Genomic DNA, 18,208 nt, shown 5'->3' with positions numbered 1-18,208 from the left:
GTGGGGCGGGACAGTAGGGCGTTCCGGTTGCGAAGTGCACGTCGCGCCCAATCCTCACGAGACTGTGATGTCTCGGACGGCGCGGTACCCCGACCTGTCGTAGATACTGTGCGAAGGTTTAGGGTTCGGCTGCCCGCTGCCTAGACAAACCCCTTCGAGCGGGCCCGGACCAGAAGCGACAGCGCGGTGTGCAAAGGCCGGGAGGGGCCGCGAACTGCACACGACGCTTTTGGGGGGCTTGAAACCTATGGACCCGAACACCCGGGGACCCGAGGAGTACGGCCATGACGCCGACGGCCAGTCGTCGCGTCCGCGCCCGCCCAGGGACCCCCTCACGCCCGACTTCGGCCAGCACTCGCCCGCACTCGCCCGCACGGTGCAACTGGTCTCCGGTGACTACCTGCTCACCGTCAACCCCGTCGACGGCAGCGAGATCGAGATCTGCCCGCCGGCGGAGCGTCCCGGGCGGCCCGAGAAGCTGACCCCGGCCGAACGCGCCGAGGCGGACCGAGCCGCAAAGCCGCCGGTCCCACCCGGTCCGACCCGTCCCGCCGAACCGCTCCTGGCCCGCCAGGACGAGCGCGAACAGCTGGTACGGATGCTGGCCCGCGGCCGCTCCGTACGCCTGGTCGGCGCCCGTGGCGCGGGCCGCACCAGCCTGCTCGACCTCGTCGCCGAGGACTGCGTGGACCTCGCCCCCGACGGCGTCGTCCGCCTCACCGGCTTCCACCGCGCGCCCGCCGATCTGCTGTACGACCTCTTCTACTCCGTGTACGGCGCCCCCCTGTACCGCCCCGAGCGGGACGAACTGCTCTCGTGCGTGCGTGAGATCGGCGCGGTCGTCGTCCTGGACGACATCGAGTTCGGCGGCGCCGCGCTCGAGGAGCTGCTCGACGCGACCCCCGAGTGCGCCTTCCTGCTGTCCGCCACGCCCCAGGTGCCCGCGCCGTCCGCCGACTCCGGCATCGAGGAGGTCGCCCTCGAAGGGCTCGACCGTGCCGCGAGCGTCGACCTCCTGGAGCGCGGCATCGGCCGGGTCCTCACCGAGGACGAGGCGAACTGGGCCGGCGACCTGTGGTTCGAGTCCGAGGGCCTGCCGCTGAGGTTCGTCCAGGCCGGGGCGCTGCTGCGGCAGCGCGACCGGCTGCGGGCCGGCGCGGACGCCGTCGACGAGTACGGCGTCTTCGAGGACGCCCCGCCGTCCGACGCGCCCTTCGACACCCCGGTCGAGGCCGAGGGCGGCGAGGAGACACCGCTGCCGTCGCTCGGAGAGGCCGCGGGACCGGCACAGCTGCTCGCCTCGCGGCTCAGCACCTCCGCCCGGACCACCCTCAGGTTCGCCGTCGCGCTCGGCGGCGAGGTGCCGCACCAGGCGCATCTGCCCGCGCTCGTCGGAGACACCCACGCGGACGCCGCGCTGGGCGAGCTGGCCGACTGCGGGCTGGTCTCGCCCGTCGGCTCCCGCTACCGGCTCGCCGCCGGGGTGCAGGTCCAGCTGGAGGCCGCCGGGTACGCCGACGGCGCCCAGGACGACGCCCGCACCGCCGTGCAGCACTACGCCTGGTGGGCCGGGCACCCCTCGGTCACGCCGGAGCGGGTCTCCGCCGAGGCCGACGCCGTGCTCGCCGCGCTGGGCGTGCTCGTGCCGGCGACGACACCGCCACCCGAGGGCGAGGAGAGCCCGACCGTGCAGCTGGCCCGCACGGCGGCGCCCGCGTTCGCGGCGGGACTGCACTGGAACGCCTGGGAACGGGCCCTGCGCGCCGGCGCCGAGGCCGCCCGCCTCGCCGGCGATGTGTCCGAACAGGCCTACTTCCACCACGAGTTGGGCATCCTCGCGCTCTGCGGCGACCAGCTGGACCGGGCCCGCACCGAGCTGGAGACCTCCATCGGCCTGCGCGGCGCCCTCGCCGACAAGCGCGGGACCGTCGCCGGGCGCCGTGCCCTCGCGCTGGTCTCGGACCGCTCCGGTACGGCACCGGGACTGGCCGCGTTCGGCGCGACCGCGGGCGAGGAGGTGCCGGACGCGCGCTACGAGGAGTCGCAGTCGCCTCCCGGCGGAGTGCCGACCCCGTTCCCGCCCGTCGGCGACACCGGGACGCTGGTCACCCACCGGGCGTCCGCGCCGTCCGCCCCGATGGCCTCGCACAAGGGTCGTGGCGGCATCCGGAACTTCGCGCGCCGCAACCTCGTCGCGGCAGGCGCGGGCGCGCTGCTCGTGGCGGTGCTCGGCACGGTCGTGACGCTCGGCGCCACGTCCGACAACGACCCCAACGCCCCGGCCAACCAGGTCGGCGTCAACCCGTCCGCCAGCCAGGGCCCCGGTGACGACAGTCTGGGCGCGGACAAGGTGGAGAGCGACGACGACAAGGGCGACACCGGTACGGCCACCAGCCGGCCCACGGATCCGGGTCCCGACGGCACCCTCGGCACGGCGGACGACCCGACCCCGACGGACGATCCGACGGACCCGTCGGACGACCCGACCGGGACGCAGGGTTCGGGCGGCGGCTCCACGCACTCGCCGACGAAGCCGCCGTCGTCCCCGACGAAGCCGCCGTCCTCGCCGACCAAGCCGCCCAGCCATACGCCGACGGACGACCCGACGACCGAGGACCCCACGGACGAGCCGACGGAGGAACCGACGGAGACCCCGACCTCTCCGACGGAGACCCCGACCTCCTCGACCTCGGCCAGCGGCCCGGCCTCCTCCAGCCCGGCGGAGACCACCTCGGCGGGCGCCCCGGCGTCCACGCGAGTCGACCCCCCGAGCACGGGCCCGGACGCACTGATCTGACCTTCGGGTCGGACCCGGGCGGCGGTGGGCGAACAGAGCCCACCGCACGTGATCCGAGTGGTGGTTGGTGAGCGGGCTCACCGCTGGTGAGCAGGGCCATCGTCCGGGGTGCGACGATCCGTCGTGCCCCGGCACCCGTCCCCGGCCAAAACTTCTCCGCCGCAACGGCGCTCAGCCCCTATGGCCCGTTTCGGCGGTGCCAACCGGCCTCGGGGTCGGGTCGCGGACCTAGAACAGCCGCAGCTTGTCGTCCTCGATGCCGCGCATCGCGTCGTAGTCCAGGACCTGGCAGCCGATGCCGCGGTCCGTGGCGAGCACTCGGGCCTGGGGCTTGATCTCCTGGGCCGCGAAGATGCCGCGCACCGGGGCGAGATGCGGGTCGCGGTTCAGCAACTCCAGGTAGCGCGTGAGCTGTTCCACACCGTCGATCTCACCGCGCCGCTTGATCTCGACCGCGACCGTCGCGCCCTCCGCGTCCCGGCACAGGATGTCGACCGGCCCGATGGCCGTCATGTACTCGCGGCGGATGAGCGTGTAGCCCTCGCCCAGCGTCTCGATGCGGTCGGCGAGGAGTTCCTGGAGGTGCGCTTCCACGCCGTCCTTGATCAGACCGGGGTCCACACCCAGTTCGTGGGACGAATCGTGGAGGATTTCCTCCATCGTGATGATCAGCTTCTCGCCCGCTTTGTTGGTGACCGTCCAGACGTCCTGCTGCTCGCCGTCCCCCTCCTTCAGAGTGCAGGGCGGCGACATCCAGTTGAGGGGCTTGTAGGCCCGGTCGTCCGCGTGGATCGAGACGCTGCCGTCCGCCTTGACCAGGATCAGACGGGGCGCCGAGGGCAGATGGGCGGTGAGCCGGCCCGCGTAGTCGACGGAGCATCGGGCAATGACGAGACGCATGGTCGGCAACGCTACTCGACGGGTCCCTGTCGACGCGATTCGCCCTGGGGGAGTCCGTAAGACCCCGGACTGCCCCTGTTCATTTCTGGCCGATTGTGAGCCCAACGGGGCCCGCCCATGTACGCATTCTCCTGGTGCCGTCACCGTCTGTTGCCTACCGTATTAAACGGGAGGTCGCGAGGCGTGTACACAGAGTGTCCGGTATCGCGAACTCCCTCATCTGTCCGGCAACCCCTGCTGCTGCGGGGGTGCGAGAGGAGAACCCATGTCGCTCGACGTCTCACCGGCCCTACTCGAACAGGCCGAGCGAGGCGAGGTCGACGAAGCCGCCTTCGTCGACTGCGTCCGGACCTCCCTGCCCTATGCATGGGAGATGATCAGCTCCCTGGTGGCCCAGCTGAAGGTCGACGGTGGCTCGTTCGCCGACAACCAGACGCCCCCGCCGGACGAGCAGGCACGTGGCCAGCTGCTGCGTGCGCTTGCGAGTGACGCGATACGCGGCGCGCTGCAGCGGCACTTCGGGGTGCGACTGGCATTCCAGAACTGCCACCGGGTGGCGGTGTTCCCGCTTGACTCCTCGGTCGACGAGACGCTGTCCCGCTTCACCTCGGTGCGCAGCCAGGTGCTGAACCAGTCCCCGGAGTTCAGGGACTGCTGACGCATTGAGTCGCTTGCTTGCCGCTCCATACGCGGGAGGTGCATTCAGTACTGGGGCGGCAAGCCCTCTGGCGGTCCGGGGTGTTCGGTGCGCACCGGCCGGCTCAGCCGAGGTGCGGCAGCACTTCGGTGCCCAGCCGTCGTACGTTCTCCTCGGTCGCCGCCAGGTCGCCGGAGCCCTCGACCAGCAGGGCGAAGCGGGAGATCCCGGTCCGCTCACTGGTCGCCGCCAGGCGGTCGGCGCACAGGCGCGGCGTGCCCACCGGGTGCAGCCCGCAGAGGAGTTCGGTGTACGCCAGCGGGTCGCGCATCGAGCGCCTGCGGCCGTCGACCGTCACATGGGCGTCCAGGCCCTGGCGCAGCCAGCCGGGCATCGCCTTCGTGAGGGTCTCCACCGCGTCCGTGCGCCGGTCCGCGATCTGGCAGACGCCGGCCGACACATGGGCCGCGCCACGGATCTCGTCCACCGGCCGCCCGGCCGCGCGGGCGTGCTCCCGCCACAGTGCGACCATCTCGGCCTTCTCCTCGTCGCCCACGTGCATCCCGAGCAGCATCGGCAGCCCGCGCTCGGCCGCGAGCCGCACACTGCGCGGCGAGGTGCACGCGACGACGACCTCGGGGCCCTCGACGTCCGTGAGGCACTCCGAGGGACGCGGTACGACGGCGACCTCGCGGAAGCCGAACCGCTCGCCGGCGGCCGCGACCGAGGGCTCGCGCAGCCAGCGCATCAACAGATCGAGCGACTCCGGGAACCCTTTCTCGTACGCCTTGAGGCCCTGCCCGAACACCTCCAGGTCGACCCAGGGCCCGCCGCGCCCCACGCCCAGCGAGAACCGCCCGCCGGAGGCGATGTGCAGCAGTGCCGCCTGCTCGCCGAGGGCCACCGGGTGGGCGGTGGGCAGTACGCTCACCGCGGTGCCGACACGCAGCCGGCTGGTGCGGCCGAGCAGCATGGCGGCCAGGGTGATCGCGGACGGACAGGTGCCGTACGGCACGAAGTGGTGCTCGGCCAGCCAGACCGAGTCGAGCCCCGCCTCCTCGGCGACCTCGGCGGAGCGGACCGCGCGGTGCAGCGCCTCCCCATCACCCTGGCCCGGGAACCGGGCCGCGAGTACGAAACTTCCTACGCGCATTGCTGTTTCCTGCTTCCTTGGCTCCGACGCGGAGCTCCCCCACCGGGCATAACCGTCTGACACGTGCCGAGGACACGGCTTGGCGAAGAGATTTGCGGATTGTCTGCAGAATCAATGGCCGGCGTGAGGGACTTGTGGGGGTTGGTGCCGTACGACTACCCCTGTCCGTGCCGCGTAGGCTGGATGCGACCCGTGCATCCTGTATAGCCCCGTGAGGTGTTCCGTGTCCCCGCGTCGCAATCGACCCAAGGACTCCGGCCCGTCCGGCCACAGCGCCGAGGACGACCGTCCCGGCCGCTACGGCGGCTGGCAGTCCGCGGAGAGCTGGGACGGCGAGGAGTGGAACGTACGGCATGTGGCGGGTGCGAGTGCGCAGGGCAAGGCGTACCGCTGCCCGGGCTGCGAGCAGATGATCCCGGACGGCGTCCCGCACGTCGTCGCCTGGCCCGACCACGCGGGCGTGGACGACCGGCGCCACTGGCACAAGGCGTGCTGGAACGCGAAGGACCGCCGCACCACACGGGTGCAGCGGTCCAGGAACGCGCCGAGGTTCTAGCCGGCCGGTCTCACACGTCGCGCTTCTCCAGCAGCGCCCAGGCGCCGGCGAACGCGGCGGCCGTGACGCCGAGCATGATCCACAGCGGGTCCCAGCCGGACGGGCCGGACTCGGAGAGGGACTGGGCGTAGAAGACGCTCAGCTGGTTCGGGATGGAGTACTCGAACAGCGCCTGCTGAAGGTCCTTCAGCGACTCCGCGAACATGAAGAGCGCGATGACCAGCGGGGCCAGCAGGACACCGATCATGATCGTGATCGCGCCCGCCGAGTGCCGGATGATCGAGCCGACGACGAGCGAGAGCAGCCCGAGCAGCGCGATGTAGAACGAGATGCCGACGGTGCCCTTCAGCCACTCCTCGCCGGTCGGCTCCCGGGAACCCTCCAGGAACGCCACGTCCGCGAGGGCGACCAGGACGGCCGACGCCAGCGTCACCACGAACGCGACCACGAAGAACACGATCGACTTGGCCGCCAGCACCCGGCCACGCGTCGGGCACGCGGTCATCGTGGTGCGGATCATGCCGGTGCCGTACTCCGAGGCGGTGGTCAGCACGCCGAGCGTGATGATGCAGATGCTGCCGAGCAGCAGTCCGAAGAAGCCGAACGACAGCGGGCTCTCGCCGGAGAGGCTCTCCTCCGAGGCGTTGCCTGCGATCAGCGCGGCGACCGAGAGGCCGATGCCGATCACGAGCACCACGAACACCCCGAGCGTCCACATCGTGGAGCGCACCGAGCGGATCTTCGTCCACTCCGAGGCGAGCGCGTGCCCGAGGTGCGTGCGCACCACGGGGATCGGGGAGGTGTACGTCGGGTACGGGGTGCCGGGCGCCGCCTGCCAGTTCGGTGCGGCGGTCTGCGGCATCGGGGGCTGGGGCGTGCTCATCGGGCGTCCTCGGGCTGGGTCGGGGCGGCGGGCGGGGCGGCAGGAGCGCTCGCGGGCGCCTGGGCGGGGTTCTGGGCGACCGGCGGCGCGGGCTGCGCCACAGGAGCCGCCGGAGCCGGGCCCGGGGCCGTCTGAGGCGCCTGCGGGGCCGCCTGCGCGTACGGGTTCGGCGTCCCGGCCCCCGGAGCCGCCGGAGCGCCGTACGGCCCGGGCTGACCCGGCTGGGCGGCGTACGGCTGCCCGCCCTGCTGGGGCGGCGGCGGGGCGTACCAGCCCGGCTGGCCCTGACCGGGCACCGGCATCGGCGGCTGCGCGCCCGGCGGCAGCGGCTGCTGGAGCCCTTCCTTCTGGTCGATGGTCGAGCGGTAGTCGACCGCGCCCTGCGTCATCCGCATGTACGCCTCCTCCAGCGAGGCCTGGTGCGGCGACAGCTCCCACAGACGGACATCGGTCTCGTGCGCGATGTCGCTGATGCGGGGGAGCGCCAGCCCGGTGATCCGGAGCGCGCCGTCCTGCTCGGGCAGCACGTGCCCGCCCGCCTCGGTGAGCGCGCCGGCCAGCTTCTCGCGCAGCTGCGGCTCGGTGTCGGGCGTACGGACCCGGGCGAAGCCCGCGGAGTTCGCGGCGATGAAGTCCTTGACGCTCATGTCGGACAGCAGCTGGCCGCGCCCGATGACGATCAGGTGGTCGGCGGTCAGCGCCATCTCGCTCATCAGGTGGGAGGAGACGAAGACGGTACGGCCCTCGGCCGCCAGCGACTTCATCAGGTTCCGCACCCAGAGGATGCCCTCGGGGTCGAGGCCGTTGACCGGCTCGTCGAACAGCAGCACCTGAGGGTCGCCGAGCAGCGCGGCGGCGATGCCGAGCCGCTGGCCCATGCCGAGCGAGAAGCCCTTGGAGCGCCGTCTCGCCACGTCCTGGAGGCCGACCACGCCCAGCACCTCGTCCACCCGGCGGGCGGGGATGCCGGACAGCTGGGCCAGGCTCAGCAGGTGTGCGCGCGCGGCGCGTCCGCCGTGCACCGCCTTGGCGTCCAGCAGCGCGCCGACCTGCCGCGGGGCGTTCGGCAGCCTGCGGTACGGGTAGCCGCCGATCGTGACATGCCCCGAGGTCGGATTGTCCAGGCCGAGGATCATGCGCATCGTCGTCGACTTGCCCGAGCCGTTCGGGCCCAGGAAGCCGGTGACGGCGCCGGGCCGCACCTGGAAGGACAAGTTGTACACAGCGGTCTTGTCGCCGTAGCGCTTGGTCAGGCCGACTGCCTCGATCATGCTCCGCACCCATCGAAAGGTTCAGGACAGCGGGGCACACGCCCCCCGTAAGGGTTAGGAGGATACCGAGGCGCTGACGGTTCCGCTCAAGAGCAAGTAAAACCTCGCACCGTGGTCTCCTCGCTACGCGTCCCGTCTCTTGAGCGCGGCGTAACCCCCGGCGAGCGCGGCGATCACCCACAGCACCATGATCCCGAGCCCGCCCCAGGGGCCGTAGGGAGTGTCGTTGTCGACCGGTGTGACCACCTGCATGATCTTGCTGCCGGCCTGGTCGGGCAGATAGCGGCCGATCTTCTCGGTGGCCGAGACGTTCCCGAGGATGTTGGAGATCAGGAAGAAGAACGGCATCAGGATGCCCAGCGACAGCATCGGCGAGCGCAGCATCGCGGCGACGCCCATCGAGAACATCGCGATGAGGGCCATGTAGAGCCCGCCGCCGATCACCGCCCGCAGCACGCCCGGGTCGCCGATCTCGGCCCGGTACTCGCCGAGCATCGACTGCCCGAGGAAGAAGGCGACGAAGCTGGTGGCCAGGCCGACGACCAGGGAGAGCCCGGTCGCCACCGCGATCTTGCTGAACAGGAAGGTGCCGCGCTGCGGCACGGCCGCCAGCGAGGTGCGGATCATGCCGGTGCTGTACTCGTTCGAGACGACGAGCACCCCGAACACGATCAGCGCGAGCTGGCCGAGGCCCATCCCGGCGAAGCTGATGAAGGTCGGGTCGAAGGACAGCTGGTCGTTGCGGCTCATGTCGTCGAACTCGTTCTTCGACAGCGCCGAGATCAGCATGCCGAGGGCGATGGTGACCACCACCGCGAGGGACAGCGTCCACACGGTGGAGGCGACGGACCGGATCTTGGTCCATTCGGAGCGGACGACCTGGGTGACCACCATGCTCAGCTCCTCCTCCAGTCGGCGCCCCACTGCTGCTGTTGCGCCCGGGCCGGGGCCTGCGCCTGCGGCGGCGCCTCGGCGTGCGCGTGGTACTCCACCGACTCCGCGGTCAGCTGCATGAACGCCTCCTCCAGGGAGGCCTGTTGCGGACTCAGCTCGTGCAGCACGACCTGGTGGCGCGCCGCCAGCTCCCCGATCTGCTCGGACTTGCCGCCGTCCACCTCCAGCGTGCCGTTGCCGTTCTGCACGGCGGTGATCCCGGCCTGCTGCAACACGTCGAGCAGCCGCTCGCGCTGCGGGGTGCGGATACGGACGTACGCCCGTGAGTTGCGTGCGATGAACTCGGGCATCGACGTGTCGGCGAGCAGCCGCCCCTGGCCGATGACGACCAGATGGTCGGCGGTCAGGGCCATCTCGCTCATCAGGTGGGAGGAGACGAAGACGGTCCGGCCCTGTGCGGCCAGCGACTTCATCATGTTCCGGATCCAGTGGATGCCCTCGGGGTCGAGGCCGTTGACCGGCTCGTCGAACATCAGGATCCGGGGATCGCCGAGCAGCGCGCCCGCGATGCCGAGCCGCTGGCCCATGCCCATCGAGAAGCCCTTGGTCTTCTTCTTGGCCACCGCGGTCAGCCCGACCGCGTCCAGCACCTCACGCACCCGGCTGTCCGGGATGCCGTTGCTCTGGGCGAGGCACAGCAGATGGTTGCGGGCGCTGCGTCCGGGGTGCCAGGCCTTGGCCTCCAGCAGGGCGCCGATATAGGTGAGCGGGTCCTTCAGCTGGTCGTAGTGCTTGCCGTCGATACGGACGTCACCGGCGGTGGGCCGGTCCAGGCCAAGGATCATGCGCATCGTGGTCGACTTGCCCGCGCCGTTGGGACCGAGGAACCCCGTCACGATGCCCGGTCTCACCGTGAACGTCAGGTTGTTGACCGCCACCTTGTCGCCGTACCGCTTCGTCAGCCCCTCGAGCTCGATCATGCCGCCCACGCTAAAACGGGACAAAGCCCTCTGCCACCCCAGTGGCAGAGGGCTTTGCGAAAATTCAGCAGGCGTGTGCCGGATCTTTACCGGGACTGCTGAGCGGGCACCCCACGCGTGATCGGCTCGTCCTCGGCAGCCGGCGCACCGGTCGCGGCCACCGCGGCACCGGTCAGCGTCGCCAGCATCTCGCGGACGTTCGTCAGCTGAGCGTTGATGCTGTCGCGGCGGTTGGTGAGGGCCGCGAGCTCGCGCTCGGATTCCGAACGGATCCGGTCGGCCTTGGCGTTGGCGTCGGCCACGATGTCCTCGGCCTGGCGCTGAGCCGTCTCCACCGTCTGACGGGCACGGCGCTCGGCGTCGGTGCGCAACTTCTCGGCCTCCAGGCGCAGCTGCTCGGCGCGGTGCTCGATCTCGGCGAGACGCTTCTCGGCCTTGGCCTGACGTGAGGCCAGGTCGCGCTCGGACTGCTCGCGGCGCTTGGCGAGGTTCGTCTCGAAGTCGGCGGCGGCCTGCGCGGCCTTGGCGCGGGTCTCCTCGAAGAGAGCGTCGGCCTCCTCGCGCTTGGACTGAGCGTCCTTCTGCGCCTCGGCACGCAGCTGGGAGGCGTCGCTCTTGGCCTTCTCGACGATCCGGACGCCTTCGTCCTCGGCCTTGGACTTGCGCTCCGCAGCGAACGATTCTGCGTCGTTGCGAACCTGCTGGGCCGCCGACTCGGCGAGCTCGCGGTGCTGCTCGGCTGCGCGGCGGGCCTCCTCGCGCAGATCCTTGGCCTCTTCCTCGGCGAGGCGGAGGATCTTCTCGACACGCGCGCCGAGGCCGGCGTACGACGGCTCTGCGTCGGTTACCTGGGCCTGGGCGTTCTGCGTCTCGAGGTGGAGCTCCTCGATGCGCTTTTCCAGAGCGGTGATGCGGGCGAGAGCGCTGTCACGGTCGGAGACGAGCTTGGAGATCCGTTCGTCCACCTGAGCGCGGTCGTACCCACGCCGCACTAGCTCGAAGCCGTAGGGGGAAGTGTCGCTCATGGGGTTCCTGTCGAAAGAGACCGGTGAGGTGATAAGTGGAATCCTAGGGGCCGAAGCGGTGTGTCATCGAGCGGATACGTGTTTGATCTGGAGAATGAGACCCCTTTTGAGTGGCTAACCGTCGGACGGCTTGCCAAAAACCGGGTCAAAGGCCCCCAGGAGACACCGGAACCCGCCCGACCCGCTAGCCCTCTGACGACTTGCCACCCGTTCGGGGTGCTCCGACTGTCGCACCCGCCTTGACCCCGCCGTCCTTGGCGCCGCCCGGCGCCTCGAACGACTCCAGCGCCTCCAGGACGTCCTGGACCCGCGAGATCTCGGCGTTGATGTCCTCACGGCGCCGCACGAGGACCTCCAGCTCGCGCTTGCCCTCCTCGACCGTGCGCTTGGCCTCGCGGATCGCCTCGGCCTTGAGCTCCTCGGCCTCCTTGATGAGGGTCGAGCGCTTCTGCTCGGCCTCCTTCAGCAGCCCCTCGGCCTTCTTCACGGCGGCGATACGGACCTTGCCGGCCTCGGAGTTGGCCTCCGACACCAGCTCCTTGGCCTTCGCCTGGGCCTTGGCGAGCTGCTCCTCGGAGGCCTTGATGAGGGCGTCGCAGCGGTCGCCGGTCGACTTCATCGTCTCCGACGCCTCACGGCGGGCCCGCTCGTGCAGGTTCTCGATCTCGCTGGTGATGCGGTCGCGCAGCTCCTCGGCGCGCTCCCTTATCGACGTGGCGTCCCGGCGGGCGCCGACGAGCAGCTCGTCCGCGTCCGTGCGGGCCTTCTCCACCATCGAATTGCCCTCGACGGTCGCCTCGGAGACCAGCCGGTCGGCCTCCTTGCGGGCCGCGCCCACCATGGTGTCGGCCTGACCCTCGGCGTCCGCGGTCGTCTTGTGCGCCTGCTGCTGCGCCTCGGTGAGGAGCTTGTCCGCCTCGGCCGTGGTCTCCGTGATGAGCGTGTCGACCTGCTCGGCGACGTCCTGGCGCCGCTTGCTGGCGTCCTTGCGGACCTCGTCGAGGGTGCGCTCGGCCTCCTCGCGGGCCGCGTTCACCAGCCGCTCCGCCTCCGCGGCGGCCTCGGACTTGAGGCGCTCGGAGTCCCGGCGGACCCGCTCGGCGTGCTGCTGGGCCGACCCCACGGTCTCGGCGGCCTCGGCGCGCAGCCGCTCCGACTCCGACGTGGCGTCCCCGACCAGCTTCTCGGCCTTGGCGAGCGCGTCGGCGCGTACCCGGTCGGCCTCCGTGATCGTCTCCGACTGGAGCCGCTCCGCCTCCGAACGCGCCTCGGTGATGAGGGTGTCGGCCTGCGTCGCCGCGTCGGACCGGATCCGGTTGGCGTCCTCGCGGGCGTCCGCCCGGGTGCGGGACGCGGCCTGGTCGGCCTCGGCGATCTTGTCGGAGGCCTCGGTGCGGATGCGCTGGGCGTGCTCGGAGGCGTCCGACCGCAGCCGCTCCGCCTCGGCGATGGCCTCCCCGACGGTGCGCTCGGCGAGGGACTTGGCGGCCGCGGCCTCCTCGTTCGCCTCGCGGCGCACACGGCCCGCGTCCTCGCTCGCCCGCTCCCGCTCGGCGTAGGCGTCCGCGCGGACCCGGTCCGACTCCTCCTCGGCCTCCCGGCGCGTACGGTCCGCCGCGTGCTCGGCCGCGCTGCGCAGCCCGGTGATCTCCTCCTGGGCCTGCTCGTGCAGCCCGGTCACGGAGTCGCGGACCTGCTGGGCGTGCTGCTCGGCCGCCGACACCATCTCGGTGGCGCGCCGGTCGGCCTCCTCGACCAGCCGTACCGCCTCGGCCTGCGCCTCCTCCACGCGGCCCCGCGCCGCGGCCAGCAGCTCATCGCTCTGCTCGCGGGCCCGCTCGCGCTCCTGGTCGGCCTCCTGGCGGGCGGAGCCGAGGAGTTCCTCGGCCTCGCGGCGGCGCCGGACGGCCTCCTCCTGGGCGGCGGCCAGCGTCTCGGACGCCTCCGTCGCGAGCCGCTCGGCGGCGGCCTGCGCCTCGGCACGCACCCGGTCGGCGGTGTCCTGAGCCTCGGACTTCAGCCGCTCGGCCTCGGCCGCGGCCTCCGACCTGAGGCGTACGGCGATGGCCTCGCCCTCGGCACGGGACGCGGACGCGTCCGACGCGGCCTCGGTGCGCAGCCGGTCGGCCTCCTCCTCGGCCTGCTGCTGGAGGGTGCGGATCCGCTCGGCGGCCTCGCCGCGCAGCCGGTCCGTCTCCTCGCCGGCCTCACGGCGGATGCGCGAGGCCTCCTCGCGGGCGTCGGCGAGCGCCTGCTCGGCCGCCGCGAGCCGCTGCTCGGCGTCGGTGTGAAGGCGCGTCAGCTCCTCGGCGGCCTCCTCCCGGCGGGCCTCGACGCCGCGCTCGGTCTCCTCGCGCAGCTCGCGGGCGGCCTGCTCGGCGTCGGCCTTGATGCCCTCGGCCTGCTCGACGACCTCGTCGCGGTGGCGCTCGGCCTCCTGGCGGGTGCGCTGGAGGGTCTCCTCGGCCTGGCGGCGCAGCGTGGTGGCGCGCTCGATGGCCTCGGTGCGGACCTTCTCGCTGTCCGACGTGGCCTTCTGACGCAGGTCGTCAGCGTCCTGCCGGGCCTTGGACAGCAGCTCCTCGGCGGTCTTGGCCGCCTCCTCGATCTGCTGGACGGCCTCCTTGCGGGCCTCCGCGCGGATCTTCTCGCCCTCGGCGACGGCCTCGGAGCGCAGGTGCTCGGCCTCGCCGCGCAGCCGGCGCGCCTCCTCCTGGAGCTCGACCGTCTTGGCGCGGTACTCCTTGGTGTCGTCCTTCGCCGAGCCCTTGAGCTGCTCGGCGATGTCGTGCGCCTCGGCGCGCAGCCGGTCCGCCTCGGCCTCGGCCTCGGTGCGGATCCGCTCGGCCTCCTCGGCCGCGGCCTTGGTGGTGTTCTGCGCGTCCTCCTGCGCCTTGTTGAGGACGTCCTCGGCGGTCTTGGCCGCCTTCGAGAGCTGGGTCGCGCTCTCCTCGGCGGTGATCGTGCGGGCCTTCTCGCCGGCCTCGGCGACGATCTTCTCGGCCTCGGCGCGGGCGTCGGCGACGACCTGCTCGGCGTCCGCCTTGGTGGCCTCGGCGTCCTTGGTGGCCTCGCTGACCAGCCGGGCGACCTGCTCCTTGGCCGTCCGCATGCGCTGTTCGTTGGCCGACTCGGCGCTGGTGAGCGCCTTCTCGGCGGCCGTCGTGGCCTCGGCGACCAGCTTCTCGGCCTCGGACTGCGCCTTGCGCAGCGCCTCCTCGGCCTCCGACATGCGCTGCTCGGCGGCCCGGCTCAGCTCGGTGGCCTGCCGGCGGGCGGAGTCCGACTCCGAGGCGGTGGAGGTACGCAGCTGCTCGGCGTGGTCGGTGGCCTCCTGGGCCTGCGTCGAGGCGGCGTTCAGCAGCCGCTCGGCGTCCGTGCGGGCCCGCAGCAGGATCTGCTCGGCCTCCGTGCGGGCCTCCTCGGCCGCGCCCGTCAGGCGCTGGCGGGCCTCGCCGGTGAGCCGCTCGGCCTCGGCGCGCGCGGCCGACATGGCCTGGTCGGCCTCGGCACGTGACTCGTCGAGGAGACGGCGGGCCTGCGACTCGCTGCGGGCGCGCAGCTGCTCGGCCCACGCCACGTTCTCGTTGACGTGCGACTCGACGGTCTGGCGGCGCTCGGCGAGCTCCTGGTCCAGCTGCTGGCGGCGGGTGACCGCCTCCTGGTGCAGCTCGGCCTGGAGTCGGGCCGCCTGCTCGGCGTGCTCCTGGAGGATGCGCTGCGTCTGTGCCCGGACCTGGCTGAGCTCGCGCTCGGCGTCCTGGCGCAGCTGGTCCGCCTGGACCTGGGCATTGCGCAGCAGCTGCTCGGCCTGATAGCCGATGTCCCCGCCGTCGAAGGCGGGCCGGGACATGATGGTCCGCCGCGCCTCGTGCAGCTTGGCGCGCAGCACCTCGACCTGGTAGCCGAGGTCCTCGGCGTGCTGGATCGCCTTCTCTCGCTCGGTCTTCAGCCGATCCATCTCGGCCTCGAACCGAGAGAGGTGGTCGACGTCAGCCGCCGGCTCTCGCTCCTGGCGTTCGTAGCCCCGCACTGCGCGGTCCCATCCGTCCCCTGGTCGCAAGTCTGGCCATACGGGCTCCGTCCGTCCGCCGAACGGGGCCCCCGGGGAATGGTGTCAGATCAACGGCAGAGCATGGGCTGCTGCCCCGACGCTCGCCCCCCGAAACCCGGACCCCGGCATGCGGCCACCCCGTGTCGAGGAGCGACCGCCCCCAACCCTACCGGCCCATATGTACGAGGGTCAGTGCTCAGGTGACTCAACAGGCGCCGAAGTGACCAGTTCTGTCAGTACTCCGTGGCAATCCTTGGGGTGCAGGAAGGTGATTCGTGACCCCATGGAGCCACGTCGGGGCTCTTCGTACAGAACGCGTACGCCCTTGGAGCGGATGTCGTCGGCGTCCGTGTCGACGTCCGCCGTACCGAAGGCGATGTGGTGGACACCCTCGCCGTTCTTGTCGAGCCACTTGGCGACGGTGGAATCCGGGCGGGTGGGTTCGAGAAGCTGCAGGTAGGAGGCGCCGCCGTCGGAGGTGTCGTTGATCTTGAGCATGGCCTCGCGGACGCCCTGCTCCTCGTTGACCTCCGAGTGGTACACCTCGAAGCCGTACGTGGCCCGGTAGAACTCGACAGTCTTGTCGAGGTCGAAGCAGGCGATCCCGATGTGGTCGATTCGAGTCAGCATGGAATTCAGTGCAGCGCTCCCGCGGTGGTTACGCAACGTGCCAGCGATCACACCTACAGCCCGGTGACGGCACGGAGTGCCACTCAGTACATTCGAAGTAAACCCTCGTTCACTCCTCGGCTGCTCAAGCTGGAAGGGGATCGCACCTCATGTCTTCTGGAAACGGCACGACCTCCGTGATCGTCGCGGGTGCCCGTACCCCGATGGGACGGCTGCTCGGCTCACTGAAGTCCTTCTCCGGAGCCGACCTCGGCGGCTTCGCGATCAAGGCCGCCCTCGACCGTGCGGGTATCGGTGGCGACCAGGTGCAGTACGTGATCATGGGCCAGGTGCTCCAGGCCGGGGCAGGGCAGATCCCGGCACGCCAGGCCGCGGTCAAGGCCGGCATCCCGATGAGCGTGCCGGCGCTCACCGTCAACAAGGTGTGTCTGTCCGGCCTCGACGCCATCGCCCTCGCGGACCAGCTGATCCGCGCCGGTGAGTTCGACGTGATCGTCGCGGGCGGTCAGGAGTCCATGACCAACGCCCCGCACCTGCTGCCGAAGTCCCGTGAGGGCTTCAAGTACGGCGCCATCGAGATGCTCGACTCGATGGCCCACGACGGCCTGACCGACTCCTTCGAGGGCATCGCCATGGGCGAGTCCACGGAGAAGCACAACACCCGTCTCGGCATCCTGCGCCCCGAGCAGGACGAGATCGCCGCGCTGTCCCACCAGCGCGCCGCCGCCGCCCAGAAGAACGGTCTGTTCGAGGCGGAGATCACCCCCGTCGAGATCCCGCAGCGCAAGGGCGACCCGGTCCTGTTCAGCAAGGACGAGGGCATCCGCGGCGACACGACCGCGGAGTCGCTCGGCAAGCTGCGCCCGGCGTTCGCGAAGGACGGCACGATCACGGCGGGCTCGGCGTCGCAGATCTCCGACGGCGCCGCCGCGGTCGTCGTCATGAGCAAGGCCAAGGCGCAGGAGCTCGGCCTGGACTGGATCGCCGAGATCGGCGCGCACGGCAATGTCGCGGGCCCGGACAACTCCCTCCAGTCCCAGCCCTCCAACGCCATCCAGCACGCCCTGAAGAAGGAGGGCCTGGAGGTCTCCGACCTCGACCTCGTCGAGATCAACGAGGCATTCGCCGCGGTGGCCGTGCAGTCAATGAAGGACCTCGGCGTGTCGACGGAAAGGGTGAACGTCAACGGCGGAGCCATCGCCCTCGGTCACCCGATCGGTATGTCGGGTGCGCGGCTCGTCCTGCACCTGGCGCTGGAGCTGAAGCGGCGGGGCGGCGGCATCGGCGCGGCCGCGCTGTGCGGTGGCGGCGGCCAGGGTGACGCGCTGATCGTGCGGGTACCCAAGGCCTGAGTTCTCCTTCAGTAGGACCTCTTTGTGAACGGAGCTGTGATGCAGGACGTCTCCACCCTGGTGGCCCAGGCCAGGGAAGGCCGGCCGCGGGCCGTGGCCCGGCTGATCTCCCTGGTGGAGGGGGCGTCCCCGCAGCTGCGGGAGGTCATGGCGGCGCTGGCACCGTTGACGGGCAACGCCTATGTGGTGGGCCTGACCGGCTCCCCGGGCGTCGGCAAGTCGACGTCCACCTCCGCCCTGGTCACCGCGTACCGCAAGCAGGGAAAGCGGGTCGGCGTCCTGGCCGTCGACCCGTCCTCGCCCTTCTCGGGCGGTGCCCTGCTCGGCGACCGGGTGCGGATGTCGGACCACGCCTCCGACCCCGGCGTCTACATCCGCTCGATGGCCACCCGGGGCCACCTGGGCGGCCTCGCCTGGTCCGCCCCGCAGGCGATCCGTGTCCTGGACGCGGCCGGCTGCGACGTGATCCTGGTCGAGACGGTGGGTGTGGGCCAGTCGGAGGTGGAGATCGCCTCCCAGGCCGACACCTCCGTCGTCCTGCTCGCCCCCGGCATGGGCGACGGCATCCAGGCGGCGAAGGCCGGAATCCTGGAGATCGGCGACGTGTACGTCGTCAACAAGGCCGACCGCGACGGGGCCGACGCCACCGCCCGCGAGCTCAACCACATGCTCGGCCTCGGCGAGTCCCGCGGCCCCGGCGACTGGCGCCCGCCGATCGTGAAGACGGTCGCCGCCCGTGCCGAGGGCGTCGACGAGGTCGTGGAGGCCCTGGAGAAGCACCGGGCCTGGATGGAGGAGCGCGGCGTCCTGGCCGAGCGCCGCCGCGCCCGCGCCGCCCGCGAGGTCGAGACGATCGCGGTCACGGCCCTGCGGGAGCGGATCGCCGACCTGCACGGCGACCGCCGCCTCGCGGCGCTGGCGGAGAAGATCGTCACGGGCGAGCTGGACCCGTACCGTGCGGCGGACGAGCTGGTGGCGGGGCTCACCCAAGCCTGAGAGCGCTTGGAAGCGCCGCGATGTGTCGTCATTCGGCTGCTGGTTCGTCGTGGCTGGTCGCGCAGTTCCCCGCGCCCCTG

The 18,208-nt window shown here is 71.5% G+C and carries 14 protein-coding genes; 5 read left to right on the top strand and 9 right to left on the bottom strand.

What is annotated here, in order from left to right; translation table 11 throughout:
- The first annotated feature begins 247 nt into the window (after positions 1-247).
- A complete protein-coding gene (locus CP983_RS13810; protein ID WP_150499766.1) occupies positions 248-2,797 on the top strand; it encodes an ATP-binding protein in 2,550 nt (849 codons plus the stop codon).
- A 228-nt stretch (positions 2,798-3,025) separates the two neighbouring features.
- Here the strand turns inward: CP983_RS13810 and nucS are convergent, their stop codons facing one another.
- Entirely contained in the window at positions 3,026-3,697 is a 672-nt protein-coding gene (nucS, locus tag CP983_RS13805; protein ID WP_030959209.1) for an endonuclease NucS, read from the bottom strand.
- A 265-nt stretch (positions 3,698-3,962) separates the two neighbouring features.
- On the opposite strand from nucS, the gene CP983_RS13800 reads away from it, so the two are divergent.
- Positions 3,963-4,355, top strand: a complete 393-nt coding sequence (locus CP983_RS13800; protein WP_030959211.1) for an SCO5389 family protein — start codon at positions 3,963-3,965, stop codon at positions 4,353-4,355.
- A 103-nt stretch (positions 4,356-4,458) separates the two neighbouring features.
- On the opposite strand, the gene CP983_RS13795 is transcribed toward CP983_RS13800, so the two are convergent.
- Positions 4,459-5,487: an LLM class flavin-dependent oxidoreductase gene (locus CP983_RS13795; RefSeq protein ID WP_150499765.1), complete on the bottom strand. Its 1,029-nt coding sequence runs from the start codon at positions 5,485-5,487 to the stop codon at positions 4,459-4,461.
- Between the two features lie 223 nt (positions 5,488-5,710).
- Here CP983_RS13795 and CP983_RS13790 point away from each other — a divergent pair, with 223 nt between their 5' ends.
- Entirely contained in the window at positions 5,711-6,043 is a 333-nt protein-coding gene (locus tag CP983_RS13790; RefSeq protein WP_107902743.1) for an ATP/GTP-binding protein, read from the top strand.
- 10 nt (positions 6,044-6,053) lie between these two features.
- Here CP983_RS13790 and CP983_RS13785 read toward each other — a convergent pair whose 3' ends face one another.
- The 7 genes from CP983_RS13785 to mce form a co-directional block, all read right to left on the bottom strand.
- Complete coding sequence (locus CP983_RS13785) at positions 6,054-6,926, bottom strand: ABC transporter permease (protein WP_107902741.1); 873 nt, start codon at positions 6,924-6,926, stop codon at positions 6,054-6,056.
- On the bottom strand, positions 6,923-8,197 hold the full coding sequence (locus CP983_RS13780; RefSeq protein ID WP_150499764.1) for an ABC transporter ATP-binding protein: 1,275 nt from the start codon (positions 8,195-8,197) through the stop codon (positions 6,923-6,925). Before CP983_RS13780 ends, CP983_RS13785 begins: the two co-directional genes overlap by 4 nt.
- Before the next feature lie 123 nt (positions 8,198-8,320).
- Positions 8,321-9,091 (bottom strand): ABC transporter permease, encoded by a 771-nt coding sequence (locus CP983_RS13775; RefSeq protein WP_163016814.1) that lies wholly within the window; start codon positions 9,089-9,091, stop codon positions 8,321-8,323.
- A 2-nt stretch (positions 9,092-9,093) separates the two neighbouring features.
- A complete protein-coding gene (locus tag CP983_RS13770; protein ID WP_167537699.1) occupies positions 9,094-10,071 on the bottom strand; it encodes an ABC transporter ATP-binding protein in 978 nt (325 codons plus the stop codon).
- Between the two features lie 86 nt (positions 10,072-10,157).
- On the bottom strand, positions 10,158-11,096 hold the full coding sequence (locus CP983_RS13765) for a coiled-coil domain-containing protein (protein WP_125524869.1): 939 nt from the start codon (positions 11,094-11,096) through the stop codon (positions 10,158-10,160).
- A 184-nt stretch (positions 11,097-11,280) separates the two neighbouring features.
- A complete protein-coding gene (scy, locus tag CP983_RS13760) occupies positions 11,281-15,129 on the bottom strand; it encodes a polarized growth protein Scy (protein WP_150499763.1) in 3,849 nt (1,282 codons plus the stop codon).
- A gap of 210 nt (positions 15,130-15,339) precedes the next feature.
- Positions 15,340-15,780: a methylmalonyl-CoA epimerase gene (gene mce, locus CP983_RS13755; RefSeq protein ID WP_030957920.1), complete on the bottom strand. Its 441-nt coding sequence runs from the start codon at positions 15,778-15,780 to the stop codon at positions 15,340-15,342.
- A 149-nt stretch (positions 15,781-15,929) separates the two neighbouring features.
- Between mce and CP983_RS13750 the strand changes: the two genes are divergently transcribed.
- Both CP983_RS13750 and meaB read left to right on the top strand, forming a co-directional pair.
- The gene (locus tag CP983_RS13750) at positions 15,930-17,132 is read left to right on the top strand and encodes an acetyl-CoA C-acetyltransferase (RefSeq protein WP_030957918.1); all 1,203 of its coding nucleotides are present in this window, start codon (positions 15,930-15,932) and stop codon (positions 17,130-17,132) included.
- A 39-nt stretch (positions 17,133-17,171) separates the two neighbouring features.
- On the top strand, positions 17,172-18,128 hold the full coding sequence (meaB, locus tag CP983_RS13745) for a methylmalonyl Co-A mutase-associated GTPase MeaB (protein WP_150499762.1): 957 nt from the start codon (positions 17,172-17,174) through the stop codon (positions 18,126-18,128).
- Positions 18,129-18,208: the final 80 nt, after the last annotated feature.

The sequence above is a fragment of the Streptomyces chartreusis genome (genome assembly GCF_008704715.1).
GTDB classification, from domain to species: Bacteria; Actinomycetota; Actinomycetes; order Streptomycetales; family Streptomycetaceae; genus Streptomyces; species Streptomyces chartreusis.
Note: the sequence above shows the minus strand (reverse complement) of the source record. Positions and strands in the feature narration are given on the sequence as shown.